Origin of the sequence: Westiellopsis prolifica IICB1 (assembly GCF_004323185.1) — a bacterium.
In the GTDB taxonomy this organism is placed as follows: domain Bacteria; phylum Cyanobacteriota; class Cyanobacteriia; order Cyanobacteriales; family Nostocaceae; genus Pelatocladus; species Pelatocladus prolificus_A.
The window spans coordinates 2,194,756-2,212,033 of the sequence record NZ_NAPS01000002.1; the positions used below are offsets into that span (position 1 = coordinate 2,194,756).

A 17,278-nucleotide genomic window follows, 5' to 3' on the forward strand; every position below is an offset into this window, starting at 1 on the left:
TGAAAAAAGTCGGGGATCTATAACTGCACAGACATTCAAACTGATGCCATTTCCCGTACTTCAACTGATTCACCCGTTAAACTAAAGGCACGAACTTCAGTAATTTTGACCTTCACTAACTTACCTTTGAGTTCGTTAATGTCACCAGTAAAGAAAGTTAGGCGGTTGGTACGGGTGCGTCCCATGACTTGGGTTTTGTCTTTGGGGTTTTGATCTTCTACCAGGACTTCTTCTAAGCGTCCCATATAACGTTGCGATCGCTCGGCGGCTTTGATGCCCACTAAATGGTTTAATCTTTGTAGGCGATCGCTTTTCACTTCTTCACTCAGCTGATTTTCCCACACTGCGGCGGGTGTTCCTGGACGGGGAGAATAAGCAGCAGTGTTCAACTGATCAAAACCAATATCTTCTACTAACTTGAGAGTATTCTCAAACTGTGCTTCTGTTTCCGTGGGGAAACCCACAATTGCATCAGCGCTAATCGCCGCATCTGGCACATACTCACGGATTGTGTTGATAATCCGGCGATATTTCTCATGGGTGTAACCCCGTGCCATGCGTTTTAAAACTTCATTATCCCCAGATTGAAATGGAATGTGGAAGTGTTCGCAGACTTTTGGCAATTCTGCACAAGCTCGAATCAAACGCTCAGTAAAATAACGGGGATGACTAGTAGCAAATCTGATTCGTTCCACACCCGGAACATCATGAATGTAGTAGAGCAAATCTGTAAATGTATGCTGATGACGGCCTTCTGGTGTCACTCCTGGTAAATCCCGTCCGTAGGCGTCAATATTTTGACCCAAGAGTGTGATTTCTTTGTAACCCTGACGTCCTAGTTCCTCGATTTCGGCGCGAATTGCTTCTGGTGTCCGAGATTGTTCCACACCCCGGACACTCGGTACTACGCAGTAGGTGCAGCGTTCGTTACAGCCATAAATTACATTCACCCAAGCCGTCACCTTACTATCTCGCCGTGGTTTGGTAATATCCTCAATAATATGAATTGGTTCTGTGGCTACAATCTGATTGCCGTCAAATACCTGTTGCAATAAATCTTTCAGACGGTTAGCATGTTGCGGCCCCATGACTAAATCTAATTCTGGGACTCTTCGCAGTAGGGTTTCTCCTTCCTGTTGAGCAACACAACCAGCAACAACTAGTGTTAAATCCGGTTGTTCGTGTTTGCGTTTTGCTTGTCTACCTAGATAAGAATATACTTTTTGCTCTGCATTATCTCGTATAGTGCAGGTGTTGTAGAGTATCACGTCTGCCTGATTTGGATCTTCTGACCACTCAAAGCCCATGTCTTCTAAAATACCAGCCATCCGCTCTGAGTCAGCTTTGTTCATCTGGCAACCGAAAGTAGTGATGTGATAATGGCGGCGTGAAATGGTCATGGGCGATTAAACTTAAGATTTACAAATTAAAGGGTTTTTCTAATATTGTATAAACTCTAGTTACCAATTAACATTTGACTGGGATTGAATTTTAAGTTATATGAGTAAACCTGTTATCTGGATACATGGGGATTGCTTGAGTCCACACAATCCAGCTTTGCAAGAATATCCAGATGCGCCTGCTATCTGGGTTTGGGATGATGTTTTACTGGAGGAATGGCAAATTAGTCTTAAACGTATCGCTTTTATTTACGAGTGCTTGCTAGAGTTACCTGTAATTATCCGGCGTGGCGATGTTGCTCAAGAGGTTCTGGCTTTTGCTAAGGAACATAATGCCACGCAAGTAGTAACAGTGGATAGTCCTAGTCCCAGGTTTGAAAGTATTTGTCAGCAAATAGAACGTTTTGCCGATTTAGAAATTTTTGAAGTGGAACCATTTTTTGATTATGACGGTTATATAGACCTCAAGCGCTTTTCTCGTTACTGGAAAGTAGCAGAAAAGTATGTCTTTGATTAAAAATTAAGGCTAAATTAGGTAGGGCTATTTCATTCTCATCCAGCCCGCCTCAGAATTAATTCTGAGGCTAATAGCAAAACTCGGTTAAAACCGACTGTTGATTGGTAATTTATTTAGTCCGTTTTAACGGACTTAAACTATGAGCCGCGGAACTTTAGTTCAGGGCGGTTTATGTCTAGGCTGAAATAGCCCTGCTAAATTAGGTAGCGGGTAAATTAGTCGGAATCCCTGTGAAACAAGAATCCCCTACCTTTTGGGCATGGGGAGTAGCAAAAACTAAGAATGAAAGATTACTGTAATTAAGGGCAGTAATGCTAACAGAAAGCTAATCCAATATATGAAGTGAAATTTTGATGTGGGTTCTGGTTGAGCTAACAAAGCTTCTATTCTTTGTTCTAAACGATCAACGCTACTAGCTGCTAGGGCTGCACAGCAAATATCTGAGGTTACAGGTGGTGTACTAATGACTAATACCAATGATTCCGCTAGCAGCAAAGGATCTACTTGTGATGCAGCGTGAGCATCGGCACGTAGTTCGCGCAAAACTAACAGTTCTTGCCATAAAGCGTCTGTATTTGGCAACCAAGCTGTACAGGTACGCACCCAACCCAGCCAGAAAAACCAGAATGTATCTCGGTAATGGTAGTGGCCTTGTTCGTGTGCTAAGACTGTCTCTAAATGTGCAGGTGACAAAGTTTGCAGCAATCCTTGGCTGAGGACAAGTTCAGGTTGCCAAAAACCTATTTGTCCTGCAAATAATGCTGTTGTTTTGAGTAGCCGCACTTGTCTACCTGCAAGGTTCACAATCGGACAATCACGTGTAGATTTTACTGATCGCCATCCTTGCCATGCTTGCTTTATGCATATAACTGCAAAAACAGCAAGTAAGATTAATGCTAATACATAGCTAAACCAACCAGTTTGCAAACCAAACATTCTGCCCTGGGGACCCATATACAGCAGAGCGATCGCTGTCATAATGATCAGCAAGGGGGGAAAAACAAAGAAAAACAGAGATCTTTGCCACTGTTTATTCCAATTGTCTGAGCATTGAACCCAAGAGTATCTGATTCCCCAAGAAATAGCCAAAGCCATCAAAATCATCAGTACATGCATCATTTTTCCTCCCTTGCTTGGCGTGCAGATTGAATGCGTTTGGCGATCGCTTGTATTTTCTCACTAGCTGCTTCATCAAGACTATCTGCAAAAGCAGCCACAACATCAGGATTTCCTACTGCTAAAAATCGCTGTAATTGTTCGTGAGCTTTAATGACTGCGGCCTGCTGTTTTGTGAGCAATGGCCGCCAATAAAATGCACGTCCTTTTTTGTCGCAGACAAGCCAACCTTTGTCAGTAAGGCGACGCAGCACGGTAGTTACAGAAGTATAAGCTAGTTCTCGGTTAGGATCAGCCAGAATGCGATCGTGTACATCTTTGACTGTCGCTGAACCAAGTTCCCAGACAATATTCAAAATTTCTGCTTCTAATGGACCTAAAGATAACTGTTTGGGGTGATACTCAGGTAAAGGAGCCATATTGATTTCGTTAGTGGTTGGGGGTGTAAAGCCTTTTAATTTGGTGTTCCCAACAAAAAACTAGCATGTCTACGACCTGAATCACCAACAAGACAATCTAATGATGTTCACTTTCTTTCAAGTGCATCGCTAATAAGCTGATGTGCGCTTAGATTAAATATTCTTGCGTTAGGACTGTCCAGGGTAAACAGTCCAAAGTCCAAGCTAGTCTTTGACTCTGGACTGTTGACTTTTGACAACCTGCTCGCAAAATATACAATTTAAATGCATAACAGCTCAATGCTATATTTGATTATCTAAAGAGCAAATATCGCAAACCAATTATTAACAAAAATATACCATACAGCTTTTTCATCAATTCACTACTAATAAACGGCTGATTGGCAAATAAAGCCCCAAAGAAGTTACCAATAATCAAACCAACAGCAATAATTACAGCATATTTGATATTAAGATTACCATTACGGTAGTAAACAATCGCGGCTAAAATACCAATAGGCAAGATTTGAGCAGCAATAGAAGTACCAGTAGCAAATTTTTGATCCATACTCATGATTAGCACCATAGCTGGTACCATGATTGCACCACCACCAATACCAAACATCCCGCCAGCTACACCAGCCACAAGCCCAATTATCAACAATTGAATGAGTATGTTAGACATAAAATCATAAATTATTTGGATTAGTAAATTATAAATTTATTCCATTTACAAAAATATTTTTTGATAACATCCCATGCACACCTTTTTGAGGAGTGTTGACCACTTGAGTAATGCGAAAATTCACTGCTAAACTACATAATACGTAGGCGTCTTCTGATGATATTTTTGTAAAACCTACCAAAAAATCAATCATATTGTTTAAAGCTTGTTCTAGGGCTGCATCCAAAGTTTCACCAAATCCCATTGTGATCATATCAGTAGCAGTTTCAGCAATAGGTGCAGTTACTTGTAAATCTTTGCGAATTTTGAGTTGAATTGTGCCATTCATAGATGTTTCAATAGCGGTGACATTAACTTCACCATCTCCCTGGGCTGAATGTCCATCACCAATAGAAAATAAAGCACCAGGAACAAAAACTGGCAAAAATATTCTTGAACCAGCTTGCAATTCACGGTTGTCTATATTACCACCATAACAACCAGGAGGAATAGAAGAACGTTGTGTTTCAGGAGTAGCAACGCCAAGAATACCAAAAAAAGGTTTCAGTGGTATTTTAATCCCACTATTTACAGGAAATTCTGCAACATTATTTTCTAAATCTAGCTGAATAAATCTCAAAGCTGGTTCATTAAATTGATCTGGTAAAACTCCCCATCCCGTCCGAATAGCATTAAAACCAACAGGCAAACTTGGTTTAATTGTGTCCAATTTTACTTCTAAAATATCTCCAGGTTCTGCTCCCTGTACATAAATAGGCCCTGTAAGCAAATGCGGCCCACCTGCTATTTTTCTTTCTGGTCGTAGGTTTTGGCAAATGTCAACAAAATCTGGCGTCAGAAATTCTGCTGGTGCTTTATTGTAAATGTAGTAACCAGTGTAAGTTTCCACATCCACTGTATCGCCAGATTCGATTATTAATGCTGGTTCAATCTCATGCGAAAAACCACCGAGATGTACAGTATTTGCAGTTGCTTTCAAAATATGATGAGTCATCCGATTTTATATTTTGGATTGATTTTACTAGCGCTTTCAAGATTGACATCAAAAGAATCCTGATCTGAAATTATGAAGCTATATTTAGTCTTTGTGTCTTTCTGGTGAAAAAATAATTATTGAAACACGAAGACACTAATACCAATTCTTCGTGAAGCTGCTCCCGAATTTTACCCCTCCCCGCTTGCGCTTAGGGGTGGCGAAGCCGGGGTGGGGTCTTTGTATGCATCTTCATATTAAATTGGTATAAGAATTTTTTATTTCCCTGATTTACACTTTGAAAGGACTGGATTTATTCCATAAATTGAATTTGGAATTTATATTATCAGGGAATGATTAGTCAAACATGAAAGGTTTGTTAATTATTTATACTTAATTAACGTAATTGTATCATTTTTTTACACAAAGCCGAATTTTTGTTTAACTTTTTACATTGATATTTGTATTTTAAGTTAAAACAACTAAGCACCTCCAATTGTTCATTTTTTATTTTTATATATAGCAATGAATCAGAAATTACTGTCTTTATTAACTGCTATTATTACTATTGTCCCAACAATTCCAGCCCAAGCGGCGCAGGTAGAATTAGGTGTTTTTAAATCTGTGAATGCATCTGAAAAAAATTGTCCTCAAAAAGTAGTTGTGACAGAACAAAACGCGCCTTACTACGAAGGAGGATATACAATTAATGGTCAGGCAAAATTAGGTGCTTTTGCTGGGCCGTTTGCTATAGCGTCTTCAGATTCGTTTAGTGTCACTTGGGTAGCAAACCTCAAACCTGCTTATCGGCAATGTGTGGCAGGCGGTGGTATTGTCAAATATGACAATGAAGACTACAACTCTGGTTCTCACTTGCGAATCAGGTTTAATGGTGGCAAAGTATTTTTGATTTTAGATATGACAGGTAAACGAGATGCTAACAGTTTCACCCCTAGCATCACTAAAAAAGGTGTGAATAACGGAAACCCGACTTGGAGTTGGTCTGGAACGGATTGAGATAAGGGGGATGGACGCAATAGCTGTCTTTGGTAAAACTCTCACACCCATTTTCTCGCTAGTATATAGTTAAAAGTTAAGAATTGTAATGAAGCCGTGGCAGCAAACTCAGTGAATACTTCGCCTGCAATTTTTCGCCTCTCTCCTTTAATTCGGATTACGCTTTTAACCTTATATATAGCGCTAACCCTACCTTTACCTTTTTTAGCTGAAGTTACAAATGCGCCCATTCCACCAACGTTATTTTGGTTAGGAATTACCATTGGTTTCATTGGCTTGTATGCAGTCTTAACAGAACGTGTAATTTTAGATGACCAAGGGATTCAGGTAACTTATCCAAATTGGGTTCCACGTTTTTTTCGTAAAGGCTGGTCCTTACCTTGGTCGGAGGTAAAACAGTTAAAACCCCGCACGACTGGACAAGGAGGACTAGTTTACTATTTTCTCAGCAAAGACGCAAAAGCTTATTTATTACCTATGCGGGTGGCGGGTTTTGCTCAGATGGTAAAACTGGTACAAGAAAAAACAGGTATTGATACTACTGATGTTTATCCTTTAGCCCAGCCATGGATGTATTTGATTTTATTTGGTTTTACCTTATTGCTTCTATTGGTCGATGGTTGGACAATTGTTACTGCTATCACCCAAGGTAATTTGAATTAAAGTTTTATGTGTAAAAAAATTATTTAGTTCAGTACTATGAATTATGAATGTTGAAGGTTAAACTTTTCATCATTCATAATTTATAATTCATCATTAACTAAAGGTTTAATTTGGAAACTTTGCCAAAAGCAAAACTCAGACTAGAAAAAGTTAATTTATATACGACTTTACAAAGTCAACAGCAAGGATACCCCATTTTACAGGATATTTCTTTTGAGGTATTTGAGGGCGATCGCATTGCTATTGTTGGTTCATCTGGTGCTGGGAAAAGTTATTTATTACGCCTCCTCAACCGTTTGAGTGAGCCTACAAGTGGCAAAATTTATTTAGATAATCAGGAATACCATCAAATACCAATTTTACAGCTACGCGCTTGTGTCACACTTGTTTTGCAAGAGTCAAAACTGCTAGGAATGACTGTCAAAGATGCTTTAACATATCCTTTGGTTTTGCGTGGTTTGCCTAAACAGACTATTCAGCAAAGACTGAGTCACTGGATTGAACAGCTGCACATACCTGATGAATGGCTGGGAAAAACGGAAGTGCAACTTTCTGGTGGACAGCGCCAATTAATTGCGATCGCACGAGCTTTAATCATTCAACCACAAATTTTATTATTAGATGAACCTACTTCTGCCTTAGATATAGGTACTGCTTCCCATTTGATGGCAATTCTGACTCAACTAGCCCAAAGTCGTCAAACTACAGTTTTAATGGTAAATCATCAGCTAGAAATGGCTGAGATTTTTTGCGATCGGCTGTTGCACTTACAACAGGGACGCCTAATACTAAATCAAAGTGCTACTGATATAGACTGGGCTAAATTACGAAAAAGCTTGATACAGACACAAACACAAACTACTGAAGAATGGAGTTAGTTATTTGTTAGTTAGTGGATGGTAGAAAACAACTAACAACTAACAACTAACAACTCTGGAAGCATCTTAATCTTTTCAATATACTGCTAACGGTTTAAACCCTTAGCTAATACCACAAGTCGTTTTCATACGACTCTCAAGAAATCAAACAGTCTGCTTAAGCAGACTTTAGATATGAAACTGCGATTTCAATCGCAGGTGGATTTTTTGAACATTTGGGATGCTCCCACAACTGTTACCTCTGACTACTGATTGTTGAATGTTGATTATTGAATTTTTCTGCCGTTAACTTTGTCAGTGATTGTGGCAAATTGATATTCAAAATCTCCATATTAAACCGATATCCTACATTACGGATGGTTTGAATTAAGCTCGGTTGTCGCGGATCAAGTTCTACTTTTTTCCGCAGTGATAAAACATGAGTATCAATAGTGCGAGGATTATCGATCGCATCAGGCCAAGCACGTCGCAGTAATTCTGACCTACTTAAAGGTACTCCTCCCGCTTGTGCTAAAACATACAACAAACTAAATTCCTGCGGTGTTAAATCTATAAATTCTCCTTGAAAACGGACACGGCGTTGCACTAAATCAATTTGCAAAGTCCCATAATCCAAATAAGCTGGAGCTACAGGTGTACGGTTGCGGCGTATTAGCGCCTCTACCCGTGCTAAAAATTCCTGCATTCCAAATGGCTTAGTCAGGTAATCATCCGCCCCCGCCTTTAAGCCAGCAACGATATCAGCTTCATTACTGCGCGCAGATAGCATTAAGATTAATGGCTGCTGCTGACGATGCAACCATCGGCAAAACTCAATGCCATCTCCATCAGGCAAATCCGCATCTAAAATAACTAGTGTTGGATGGTGAGTTAAAAAAACTTCCCTAGCCTGATAAATACTTGCAGCTTGATGCACCCGATACTCCAGCTGTTGCAAGTGCCAGCCAAGCAACGACCTCAGATGGGGATTTCCCTCTACGATTTCAATACAAACCGAACCCACGGTGGCAAGACCCCTTAGCGTGCATGACTTTCAAAGTAACAAAGCCTATGTCTTAGGTTTTGTAATCCTTGTTACTCCAATTGCTAATAATTTTTAATTTACTCATACACACTCTAAGAATAAATTTCATCAAAAGCCTTATCCAGAAACGAATTGGCAACATTATTAAATTTTTGTTATAATTACTAAATATTTTTTTAGTTAACTATCCTGTTCCAAATCTAGGGTGTCATTTACCAAAAAAGCAATTGTGGTAACTTGTTGATTATCAATGACATACTCCATCTGTTTAATCAGAACAGATACTATCGGCACAAAAAACTACCAAGTGCGTCAACAAGTGTGAAGACGACGTTGTTGTGAGAGGCAAATATAACAATAACTTACCAACCCATCAAAATCATGTTTTTCTGGAATAGGATCAGTTTAGGTTGTAGCTCATGCAAGACTACTCCCTATAGCAGAAGATAGGGATTTTAAATAGATGTCAAACTGAAATGTACTTCACATTTCAGCTTGAATAATTTACAATTCTCATTCCAAAGAGATTTTTACAGCAGTATGCTCCAAGACACACAAACCATCCGCTATTACCAAAGACTAACCGACGCCTTCGTCGAGTTATGGAATCGCGGTTATCGTACTGATGATATGCGGATGTATTTGGATGGTTATCTAGCCGCGCTGCGACATGGTAACGCCATTGAGCCATATTTGATCCATCGCTTAGAGGAGGAAGCTACCCGCTATTTGTACGATGTATCGAATTTCACGATGACACTACCAGAACCAGAGCCAGATTACTACAGGTGACTTTCAGTAAGTCACAAGATGCTCACTCCTGATTGACGCAGACAATTATAGCACGTTGTCTATCCTCGTCAATGACGGTGGCAGTGTAAAATTTGGAGATTTTTGATATTTTTTAGTGATCAATCCCCCCTGTGACGTTTTAGCTTTTCGATAGGGGGGATTTTTGGTAATCTTGTCCTTGGTCATTAGTCATTAGTCATTGGTGTTTGACTGAGGACAAAGGACAAATAATTAAGAAGCTAAAGCGACTTCCACTTTTTGCTGCAATTCACCTTTTTGATAAAGTTCAATCAAGATGTCTGAACCACCGACAAATTCACCATTGATATAGACTTGGGGAATTGTTGGCCAGTTGGAATATTCTTTTATTCCTTGGCGAAGTTCGTAGTCGTCCAAAATATTAACTGTCTCAAAGGGAACTCCTAATGTGTTCAAAATTTGCACAACATTGTTGGAAAAGCCACAGGCGGGCATTAATTTGGTTCCCTTCATAAAAACCAAAATTTTGTTTTCTTTAACTAAATTGTCAATACGTTCTTGAAGTTCAGGTGTCATAATTTTTGTGTTCCTACTCTTTAGTTGTGATTGGTCATTGGTCATTGGTCATTTACTTGGAACAAATGACAAATGACAAATGACTATGGACTATTACTAGCAAATGTTTCGGGAGTATATGTTTTTAGTGCTAAAGCATGGATTGCTTCACTGGACATAGCCTGTCCTAAAGCCCTATAAATTAACTGGTGTTGCTGCACCAATCCTTTACCTGCGAACTGCGATGAAACTACTGTCAACTGGTAGTGATCACCACCACCAGTTAAGTCTTGTACTTGAATTTGGGCATCTGGCAGTTCCGCCTTGATCATTTCCTCAATCTGTTGCGGACTAATCATCGCGATTCCTAATCAAACTTCTTTATATATTATTATCAACAACGAGGCTAAGACATTGCCAATCTGCGATTCTGAAATCCTGAGTATAAATACTGTTTATAAACCAAAACATTCTATCATTCAAACATTCAAAAATCCGCTCACCTGATGGCAGCGGTCTATTGGATGAACTTATGGTAAATATTATTTTTCTATTATTTTTTGGGCTGAGACGAAGAAGAGGTGGTTCCTCCTGTGGAGAAAGGTGCATTGACAAAACCCAACTCCAATAGTTGCTGATAAGCTTTTTTACCTAAGTCTCGTGTGGGATTTTGACTCTTGATGATTTGAACTAGTAAAGGAACTGCTAATTCTGGTTTATTTTGCGCTCGATGAACTAATGCTAGTTGATAAGTGGCTTCATCACGCAATTGTGCAGTTTCTAGCGCCAATTTACGCTGGGAATCAGCGACTCTATTGTCAATTCCAGAAAAGCTGGAATTGAGTTCTTGATAAAAATTCGATAGCTGGTTAAAAACTAATCTTGCTTCTTGAAGTTTTTTCGCAGCTGCATCATAGTTTTGAGAATTGACAGCTTGACTTGCATCTGACATTAACCGCTTGCCACCATCAACGCTTAAAATGCTATTATTTTGGGCTGTTGGACGCAAGTTATTGGGATTATTGGGGTCAATAGGTTGTGCTTGGTTAGGGATATTTATAATCTGTGCTTGTTGAGCATGAACAGGTAACAGCAGACTGAGGGCTGTTATGACTGATAAAGAAGTGAAGCGAATTAGGGGAACATTAGCTAAAGACTTCATGGGATAAATTTATGCAACAACTCAACAAAAAAAGATAGAAACTTCGGGTATCTTAACTTTGTTTTGCACTTTAACAAAACAAAGCCACGTAATAAACTGCTTACAGAAGTGGGTGAGAAGGGTAAGGAGAAACTTAGGGTTTTCACTCTTTGAAGGAGTGATGGTAAGGGATAGAGTTATTTTTTTCAAAAAGTAAATTTAAAAACTCTTTTCCTCCTTACTCTTTAGCCTTTTCCCACATATTGCAAAAGGTACGATGGTCACGAGACCGAATATAGTTTCTCCGATCTAAAACGAAAATCGGTGAAATCATGTTCCCATTGCTTTCCTACAGTAGCTTAAATCACTGCTATGAACGATCGCCTAAATTCCTCTGATTATCCTCCCACAGAAATGCCTGCAAGTAGCCAGGGATTTATCTTACAACGTGGTGGTGAAGAATTAATCTTAGAAAAGGTGAGCGATCGCTTCACCGTCCGTCCTCATGATGATCTCTCACCCCAAGCATTATCTCAGGCAAATTGGGGCAATTGGCGTTGCAATATTCCCAAAGCACAGCTAGCCTTATTCACTGTTCCACCTTCTCAGCTAGAAGGGGCGATGTCTGTAGCGCGGGACTCTAAAAATGTGGTGTTCGCCAGTCATGTTTATCAAATCAAAGATAGTCCCAGCACCAAAGTTTATCTGAGTGATCAGATCACAATTCAATTTGCAGCTTGGGTAGACAGCGCCACAATTAATGCGATCGCCACCAAATTTGGCTTAATCCTACAAAAATCGGTGCCTAGTCTTCCCAATACTTTTGTTTTCCTTGTTGGTGAACAAGCACAGACAAACCCTATAAAAATTTCTAATCAATTAATTTCATCACCAGACGTTGTAGTTGCTGAACCCAACATCATCACCGAGCAGCAAACCCATTATCAACCCCGTGACCCCCTCTACCCGCAGCAATGGTATCTTAACCACAACGGCGGTAATCAGTTAGCTAATGGTTCACATATTGCTGTGGAACAAGCCTGGGATATCACTCGCGGTATTCGTTCGGTTGTCGTGGCGGTGGTAGATGATTCTTTTGATTTAAATCATCCAGATTTTCAAGGTAGTGGCAAAATTGTCGCCCCTAGAGATTTAAAAGAAAACGATTTTTTACCTTTGCCAAATGAAAAACAAGCCAGTCACGGTACAGCTTGTGCAGGCATAATCGTAGCAGAAGAAAATGGTACAGGTATTGCTGGAGTTGCTCCTGGTTGTGCTTTTATGCCAATTAGGAGTCCAGGGTTTTTAGATGATCAGTCAATCGAAGAAATTTTTAATTGGGCGATTGATAAGGGAGCAAGTATAATTTCTTGCAGTTGGGGAGCATCAGCTGTTTACTTTCCCCTCTCCTTACGCCAACGCGCTGCTATTACCCGCGCCGCCACTCAAGGACGTAATGGCAAAGGTTGTGTAATCTTCTTTTCCGCAGGTAATGCCAATCGTCCGGTAAGTGGTACTGTGAATGAGCAGGGATGGCAAAAAGATTTAGTTAAAGGTAGTACTAAATGGCTCAGTGGATTTGCGGTACATCCTGATGTAATTACAGTATCTGCTTCTACAAGTTTGAATAAAAAAGCCGCTTATAGTAATTGGGGAACGAATATTTCTGTGTGTGCGCCTAGTAACAACGCTTTACCAGGAATGTGGTTTCAAGACCAAGGTTATGTGTACACCCAACCAAGCATCGCCACTGCATTGTCTGGACGAGGAATATTAACAACAGACCAAATAGGAGCTGCGGGCTACAACCCAGGTGATTTTACTAGCAATTTTGGTGGAACTTCCAGCGCTACCCCCGTAGTTGCAGGTGTAGCAGCATTAGTTTTGTCAGTAAATCCAGACTTAAGCGCCCAAGAAGTCAAACGGATTTTAGAAGAAACCGCCGATAAAATTGTTGACCTCGAACCAGACTTGCAATTGAAGATGAGTTATGGCACTTATGATGAGAATGGCCATTCGCAATGGTTTGGTTATGGGAAAGTGAATGCTTTACGGGCGGTACAAGTAGCCCAAAAACTTCGTACAGCCACATTAACTACTAGTGGGGTTGTCAGGGGAGAGAATAACAACAAAGTCGCGATTCCAGACAATGACAAACAGGGAATTAAAAGTGCGATCGCGATATCTGATTCTAGCCTAGTCAAAGATATTCAAATCAATGTCAACATTACCCATGATTTTTTAGGTGATTTAGAAATTTACTTAATAGCTCCTAATAATCACCTAGTATTATTGCAAAGCCGCACTTTAGGTCGTCGCAGTCAACTGCAAGCAACTTACACCGTGCGATCGCATCCAATCCTTAGACAGTTACTATCTTTACCAGCCAAAGGACGTTGGCAATTATGGGTAATTGACTACGCACTACAAGATACAGGGAAACTCAATAGCTGGGAACTCATTTTGGGAATTTAGTCAAATGTCAAGAGTCCAGAGTCCATAGTCAAAAGTCCAATGACTATTGACCATTGACAATTGACCATTGACCATTAAGAATTTGGCATTTCTGCAAACGCATGAGTATTAATTTTTGATTCCTGATGACTTAATTGTTCAAGTGCATTTGCTAAATCAACTGTCAGACGTTTAGCATCTTTTTTTACAGAACCCTTAATATAATCAGCTACTTTAATGACAGATCCGATATGAATGCTAACATCAGTACCCCAATCAGGATAAGGTTGACTATAGTTGATACCAACTGGCAGAATTTTTACACCTAAATCTGGGTGATTAGATTCAGCAGTTAAAGCTAAACGAGCAATTCCAGACTTGAGAGGATGAAGTTCACCATCACGAAAAATGTTGCCTTCAGGATAAATCACTAACATTTCTCCACGCTGAAGCAATTCTACTGCATGGCGAAGAGTACTAATCGATGGGCGTTGAGGATCTACAGGAAAACCTCCTAAGCGCCTGACAAACCAACCCTGCAAACCTTGACATTCATTAATAGTCACCATAAATCGCAAGTCTCTACCTGTGACACAACGACCACTAGCGTAGGGTAACAGTAATGAATCCCAACGGGCGCGATGGGTAGGCGCAAGAATCACAGGCCCTGTTGTGGGAATATTTTCTTGTCCGGTAATTCTAATTTGCCCAAAAAACAAAGGTAAAAGCTGACCTCCGAACAAATAAGCCAGAGGAGTTAACCAAGGAGATAACCATGAGGTATTAGTAGAAATCGCTGTCTCAGCATTGATTGGAGTTTGGGCTAGTTTTCCGTGGCAAATTTGATCGTTGTAAGAGTGAAGTTCCATGATCACAGGGCAACTGACTGTAGGTTAGAAAAGTAATAAAAAGAGGAATTAGATACACCGTAGATTTTCTTCCTAGAGTTGTGTTGCACCAGCTGGACAGTTTTACCTCTGTCCGTTATTCGGTGCGGTGTCGTCGATTTGCAAACCATGTTTGTAACTGCTGACGACAAGGAGTTTCCAAAATACCTCCAATCACGCGCAGACGGTGATTAGAAGCGGCACTATCGGGGATATTAACAACAGTACGAATGGCACCAGTTTTTGGGTCGTCCACTCCATAGACGAGAAGTCCAACACGGGCTTGGACAATTGCACCCGCACACATCGGACAAGGTTCGAGAGTAACATAGAGAGTACATTGGTTTAGACGCCAAGTTTGTAACTTGCTAGCTGCTGCTTTCAGGGCAAGGATTTCTGCATGGGCTGTTGGGTTTTGGTCGCGTTCTTTACGATTTTCACCTTCAGCAATCAAGTTGCCTGATGAATCAATCATAACAGCGCCAACGGGTACTTCACCTCTTTCACCAGCTATTTGTGCTAATTTTAGAGCGTGATACATCCACTGTCGATGTATAAGATATTCTGAGTATGTGTGTGACATATGATCACCAAGTCCTTTTGAGACGGGGGTGGGGTCAATACGGTTCGGTTAAGGATTTTTCGTCATAATTGTGGTATGTAGAGACGCGAAATTTCGCGTCTCTACAGGGTTTAAATGTCTATCGATTAGTCTTATCCGAACCGTATTGGGGGTGGGGTCTCCTACACCCTTATACCCCTATTCCCCTACATCCCTAGTTATCAATAGAACCAACCTTGAAAGGGCTGATTTTTAATCCCTGTGTTCTTGTTATCACGCAGACAATGTTAAAGTGCTGGCTGGGCTAAAAGAGTGTCGAGTTGACCTTTTGTATCTAATTCGTATAGGTCATCACAGCCACCAACGTGTTGATTATTGATAAAAATCTGGGGTACAGTGCGGCGTCCGTTGGCACGTTCTGCCATTGCTGTTCTAGCTGTTTCGTTACCGTCGATTTTGTATTCGGTAAAATTGACACCTTTCCACCACAACAGCATTTTGGCACGAATACAGTAAGGGCAAGTTTGCCAAGTATATATCTCTACATTTGCTTTTACATTTTCTGGATGACGGTTTAAAACAGAGTTGATGAAGTTGAGCATATTTGTTGCTTAAATAGATTTTGTAATTAATCTCTAGTTTAAACATTATTTCTCAACTGTCTTTTGTCATTGCTCATTTGTCCTTTGTCATTAGTAGAGGTTTTAGGTATGCTTATTTTTCGTAGCTGGCGTTATGTTTCATTTTACTTAGTTGTATTTTTTGGTACTTTAAAAGCAATACAGAATTAAGTATAAAGATTGAATTTGAATATGAGAAAAATTTATTTTTAGTTAGATACTTCAACTTTTAGTTTTACTAATCTACACACTAGTAATATTTAAGTGTTATCAGGAAGAATTTTGCTAGTTTTTATACATAACTTACAAAAATTAACAAAGGCTGTGTCAGAGAGTATTTTCCACGGGTATCCGCCCTTTGGTAGACTGTAAAACTGAAATCACCTGATGAAAAGTCGCAAAATCAAGCTATCGAGAGGGCAGACTCTGTGGAAAATACTCTTGGGTTGGAGATTATTGAGGTAGTTGAGCAAGCCGCGATCGCTTCTGCTCGTTGGATGGGTAAAGGCGAAAAGAATACTGCGGACGAAGTGGCTGTAGAAGCCATGCGGGAGCGGATGAATAAAATTTATATGCGCGGTCGCATTGTCATTGGGGAAGGCGAACGCGATGATGCTCCCATGCTTTACATTGGAGAAGAAGTTGGTATCTGTAGCCGCGCGGATGCTAAGGATTTTTGTAACCCAGATGAATTAATTGAAATTGACATCGCTGTTGACCCTTGTGAAGGTACTAACCTTGTGGCTTATGGTCAACCAGGCTCAATGGCAGTATTGGCAATTTCCCAAAAAGGTGGTTTGTTTGCGGCTCCTGACTTCTACATGAAGAAGCTAGCTGCTCCCCCAGCTGCTAAGGGCAAAGTAGATATCAACAAGTCTGCCACTGAAAATTTAAAAATTCTATCTGAATGTTTAGATAGATCCATTGAAGAACTTGTTGTAGTGGTAATGAAGCGTGAACGCCACAACGACTTGATCAAAGAAATCCGAGAAGCAGGAGCGAGAGTCCAACTCATTTCTGATGGTGATGTGGGTGCAGCCATATCCTGTGGTTTTGCTGGAACCAATATTCATGCTCTGATGGGCATTGGTGCGGCTCCTGAAGGTGTGATTTCTGCTGCGGCTATGCGCGCTTTGGGTGGACACTTCCAAGGTCAATTAATCTATGATCCAGCAATAGTCAAGACTGGTTTGATTGGCGAAAGCAAAGAAGCTAACATCGAACGCTTAAAGTCAATGAATATCAACGACCCTGACAAGGTCTATGATGCTCATGAACTAGCATCCGGCGAAACAGTCTTGTTCGCTGCTTGCGGTATTACCTCTGGTAATCTCATGCAAGGCGTCCGTTTCTTCAACGGCGGCGCAAGAACTCAAAGCTTGGTAATTTCCAATCAATCAAAAACAGCTCGCTTTGTGGACACCATCCACATGTTTGAAGAACCCAAGACATTGCAGTTGCACTAAGTTTTAGGGATCGGGGATAGGGCATGGGGCATGGGGCATTGGGCATTGGGCATTGGGCATTGGGCATTGGGCATGGGGTATGGGGCATGGGGCATGGGGCATTGGTTATTCTCCTTTGTCTCCCTGTTCCCCGTTACCCGTTACCCGTTGC

The 17,278-nt window shown here is 40.5% G+C and carries 19 protein-coding genes; 7 read left to right on the forward strand and 12 right to left on the reverse strand.

What is annotated here, in order from left to right; translation table 11 throughout:
- Positions 1–35: 35 nt before the first annotated feature.
- The gene (gene miaB / locus B4U84_RS23760; RefSeq protein ID WP_026081990.1) at positions 36–1,400 is read right to left on the reverse strand and encodes a tRNA (N6-isopentenyl adenosine(37)-C2)-methylthiotransferase MiaB; all 1,365 of its coding nucleotides are present in this window, start codon (positions 1,398–1,400) and stop codon (positions 36–38) included.
- A gap of 100 nt (positions 1,401–1,500) precedes the next feature.
- Between miaB and B4U84_RS23765 the strand changes: the two genes are divergently transcribed.
- Entirely contained in the window at positions 1,501–1,917 is a 417-nt protein-coding gene (locus B4U84_RS23765) for a hypothetical protein (protein ID WP_017311644.1), read from the forward strand.
- 276 nt (positions 1,918–2,193) lie between these two features.
- Here B4U84_RS23765 and B4U84_RS23770 read toward each other — a convergent pair whose 3' ends face one another.
- From B4U84_RS23770 to B4U84_RS23785, 4 genes are all read right to left on the reverse strand, one after another.
- Positions 2,194–3,033 carry a M56 family metallopeptidase gene (locus B4U84_RS23770; RefSeq protein ID WP_131121049.1) on the reverse strand — a complete coding sequence of 280 codons (840 nt, stop codon included), beginning with the start codon at positions 3,031–3,033 and terminating at the stop codon, positions 2,194–2,196.
- Entirely contained in the window at positions 3,033–3,452 is a 420-nt protein-coding gene (locus B4U84_RS23775; protein WP_131120762.1) for a BlaI/MecI/CopY family transcriptional regulator, read from the reverse strand. The genes B4U84_RS23770 and B4U84_RS23775 overlap by 1 nt, the downstream gene beginning before the upstream one ends.
- Positions 3,453–3,744: 292 nt before the next feature.
- Entirely contained in the window at positions 3,745–4,116 is a 372-nt protein-coding gene (locus B4U84_RS23780) for a sulfite exporter TauE/SafE family protein (protein WP_017311647.1), read from the reverse strand.
- Between the two features lie 28 nt (positions 4,117–4,144).
- Positions 4,145–5,110 (reverse strand): acetamidase/formamidase family protein, encoded by a 966-nt coding sequence (locus B4U84_RS23785; RefSeq protein ID WP_131120763.1) that lies wholly within the window; start codon positions 5,108–5,110, stop codon positions 4,145–4,147.
- Between the two features lie 504 nt (positions 5,111–5,614).
- On the opposite strand from B4U84_RS23785, the gene B4U84_RS23790 reads away from it, so the two are divergent.
- From B4U84_RS23790 to B4U84_RS23800, 3 genes are all read left to right on the forward strand, one after another.
- On the forward strand, positions 5,615–6,106 hold the full coding sequence (locus tag B4U84_RS23790) for a hypothetical protein (protein WP_131120764.1): 492 nt from the start codon (positions 5,615–5,617) through the stop codon (positions 6,104–6,106).
- A gap of 96 nt (positions 6,107–6,202) precedes the next feature.
- Positions 6,203–6,769, forward strand: a complete 567-nt coding sequence (locus B4U84_RS23795; RefSeq protein WP_044451222.1) for a hypothetical protein — start codon at positions 6,203–6,205, stop codon at positions 6,767–6,769.
- 110 nt (positions 6,770–6,879) lie between these two features.
- Positions 6,880–7,647, forward strand: coding sequence for an ABC transporter ATP-binding protein (locus B4U84_RS23800; protein WP_131120765.1), 768 nt, complete (start codon positions 6,880–6,882; stop codon positions 7,645–7,647).
- 235 nt (positions 7,648–7,882) lie between these two features.
- On the opposite strand, the gene B4U84_RS23805 is transcribed toward B4U84_RS23800, so the two are convergent.
- Positions 7,883–8,650: a response regulator transcription factor gene (locus B4U84_RS23805; protein ID WP_026081993.1), complete on the reverse strand. Its 768-nt coding sequence runs from the start codon at positions 8,648–8,650 to the stop codon at positions 7,883–7,885.
- Between the two features lie 561 nt (positions 8,651–9,211).
- Between B4U84_RS23805 and B4U84_RS23810 the strand changes: the two genes are divergently transcribed.
- The gene (locus tag B4U84_RS23810) at positions 9,212–9,463 is read left to right on the forward strand and encodes a DUF6761 family protein (RefSeq protein WP_016860880.1); all 252 of its coding nucleotides are present in this window, start codon (positions 9,212–9,214) and stop codon (positions 9,461–9,463) included.
- A gap of 231 nt (positions 9,464–9,694) precedes the next feature.
- Here B4U84_RS23810 and grxD read toward each other — a convergent pair whose 3' ends face one another.
- From grxD to B4U84_RS23825, 3 genes are all read right to left on the reverse strand, one after another.
- Entirely contained in the window at positions 9,695–10,018 is a 324-nt protein-coding gene (gene grxD, locus B4U84_RS23815; RefSeq protein WP_017311653.1) for a Grx4 family monothiol glutaredoxin, read from the reverse strand.
- An 83-nt stretch (positions 10,019–10,101) separates the two neighbouring features.
- Positions 10,102–10,356 carry a BolA family protein gene (locus B4U84_RS23820; protein ID WP_017311654.1) on the reverse strand — a complete coding sequence of 85 codons (255 nt, stop codon included), beginning with the start codon at positions 10,354–10,356 and terminating at the stop codon, positions 10,102–10,104.
- Positions 10,357–10,550: 194 nt separating this feature from the next.
- Entirely contained in the window at positions 10,551–11,159 is a 609-nt protein-coding gene (locus B4U84_RS23825) for a hypothetical protein (protein WP_017311655.1), read from the reverse strand.
- Positions 11,160–11,510: 351 nt separating this feature from the next.
- Here B4U84_RS23825 and B4U84_RS23830 point away from each other — a divergent pair, with 351 nt between their 5' ends.
- The gene (locus tag B4U84_RS23830; RefSeq protein WP_131120766.1) at positions 11,511–13,613 is read left to right on the forward strand and encodes a S8 family serine peptidase; all 2,103 of its coding nucleotides are present in this window, start codon (positions 11,511–11,513) and stop codon (positions 13,611–13,613) included.
- A gap of 74 nt (positions 13,614–13,687) precedes the next feature.
- Here B4U84_RS23830 and B4U84_RS23835 read toward each other — a convergent pair whose 3' ends face one another.
- The 3 genes from B4U84_RS23835 to grxC form a co-directional block, all read right to left on the reverse strand.
- Positions 13,688–14,461 (reverse strand): lysophospholipid acyltransferase family protein, encoded by a 774-nt coding sequence (locus B4U84_RS23835; protein ID WP_131120767.1) that lies wholly within the window; start codon positions 14,459–14,461, stop codon positions 13,688–13,690.
- A 115-nt stretch (positions 14,462–14,576) separates the two neighbouring features.
- Positions 14,577–15,062, reverse strand: coding sequence for a tRNA adenosine(34) deaminase TadA (gene tadA, locus B4U84_RS23840; RefSeq protein ID WP_196797831.1), 486 nt, complete (start codon positions 15,060–15,062; stop codon positions 14,577–14,579).
- 266 nt (positions 15,063–15,328) lie between these two features.
- On the reverse strand, positions 15,329–15,643 hold the full coding sequence (gene grxC / locus B4U84_RS23845; RefSeq protein ID WP_017311659.1) for a glutaredoxin 3: 315 nt from the start codon (positions 15,641–15,643) through the stop codon (positions 15,329–15,331).
- Between the two features lie 446 nt (positions 15,644–16,089).
- Between grxC and glpX the strand changes: the two genes are divergently transcribed.
- Positions 16,090–17,127, forward strand: a complete 1,038-nt coding sequence (gene glpX, locus B4U84_RS23850; RefSeq protein WP_131120768.1) for a class II fructose-bisphosphatase — start codon at positions 16,090–16,092, stop codon at positions 17,125–17,127.
- The last annotated feature ends 151 nt before the right edge of the window (positions 17,128–17,278 follow it).

What these genes read in the sequence shown, in the direction of transcription:
- B4U84_RS23785 (WP_131120763.1), bottom strand. Translation starts at nt 5,110, where the DNA reads ATGACTCATCATATTTTGAAAGCAACTGCAAATACTGTACATCTCGGT.
- B4U84_RS23770 (WP_131121049.1), bottom strand. Translation starts at nt 3,033, where the DNA reads ATGCATGTACTGATGATTTTGATGGCTTTGGCTATTTCTTGGGGAATC.
- B4U84_RS23790 (WP_131120764.1), top strand. Translation starts at nt 5,615, where the DNA reads ATGAATCAGAAATTACTGTCTTTATTAACTGCTATTATTACTATTGTC.
- tadA (WP_196797831.1), bottom strand. Translation starts at nt 15,062, where the DNA reads ATGTCACACACATACTCAGAATATCTTATACATCGACAGTGGATGTAT.
- B4U84_RS23780 (WP_017311647.1), bottom strand. Translation starts at nt 4,116, where the DNA reads ATGTCTAACATACTCATTCAATTGTTGATAATTGGGCTTGTGGCTGGT.
- B4U84_RS23765 (WP_017311644.1), top strand. Translation starts at nt 1,501, where the DNA reads ATGAGTAAACCTGTTATCTGGATACATGGGGATTGCTTGAGTCCACAC.
- B4U84_RS23835 (WP_131120767.1), bottom strand. Translation starts at nt 14,461, where the DNA reads ATGGAACTTCACTCTTACAACGATCAAATTTGCCACGGAAAACTAGCC.
- grxD (WP_017311653.1), bottom strand. Translation starts at nt 10,018, where the DNA reads ATGACACCTGAACTTCAAGAACGTATTGACAATTTAGTTAAAGAAAAC.
- B4U84_RS23820 (WP_017311654.1), bottom strand. Translation starts at nt 10,356, where the DNA reads ATGATTAGTCCGCAACAGATTGAGGAAATGATCAAGGCGGAACTGCCA.
- B4U84_RS23775 (WP_131120762.1), bottom strand. Translation starts at nt 3,452, where the DNA reads ATGGCTCCTTTACCTGAGTATCACCCCAAACAGTTATCTTTAGGTCCA.
- grxC (WP_017311659.1), bottom strand. Translation starts at nt 15,643, where the DNA reads ATGCTCAACTTCATCAACTCTGTTTTAAACCGTCATCCAGAAAATGTA.
- B4U84_RS23825 (WP_017311655.1), bottom strand. Translation starts at nt 11,159, where the DNA reads ATGAAGTCTTTAGCTAATGTTCCCCTAATTCGCTTCACTTCTTTATCA.
- miaB (WP_026081990.1), bottom strand. Translation starts at nt 1,400, where the DNA reads ATGACCATTTCACGCCGCCATTATCACATCACTACTTTCGGTTGCCAG.
- B4U84_RS23810 (WP_016860880.1), top strand. Translation starts at nt 9,212, where the DNA reads ATGCTCCAAGACACACAAACCATCCGCTATTACCAAAGACTAACCGAC.
- B4U84_RS23830 (WP_131120766.1), top strand. Translation starts at nt 11,511, where the DNA reads ATGAACGATCGCCTAAATTCCTCTGATTATCCTCCCACAGAAATGCCT.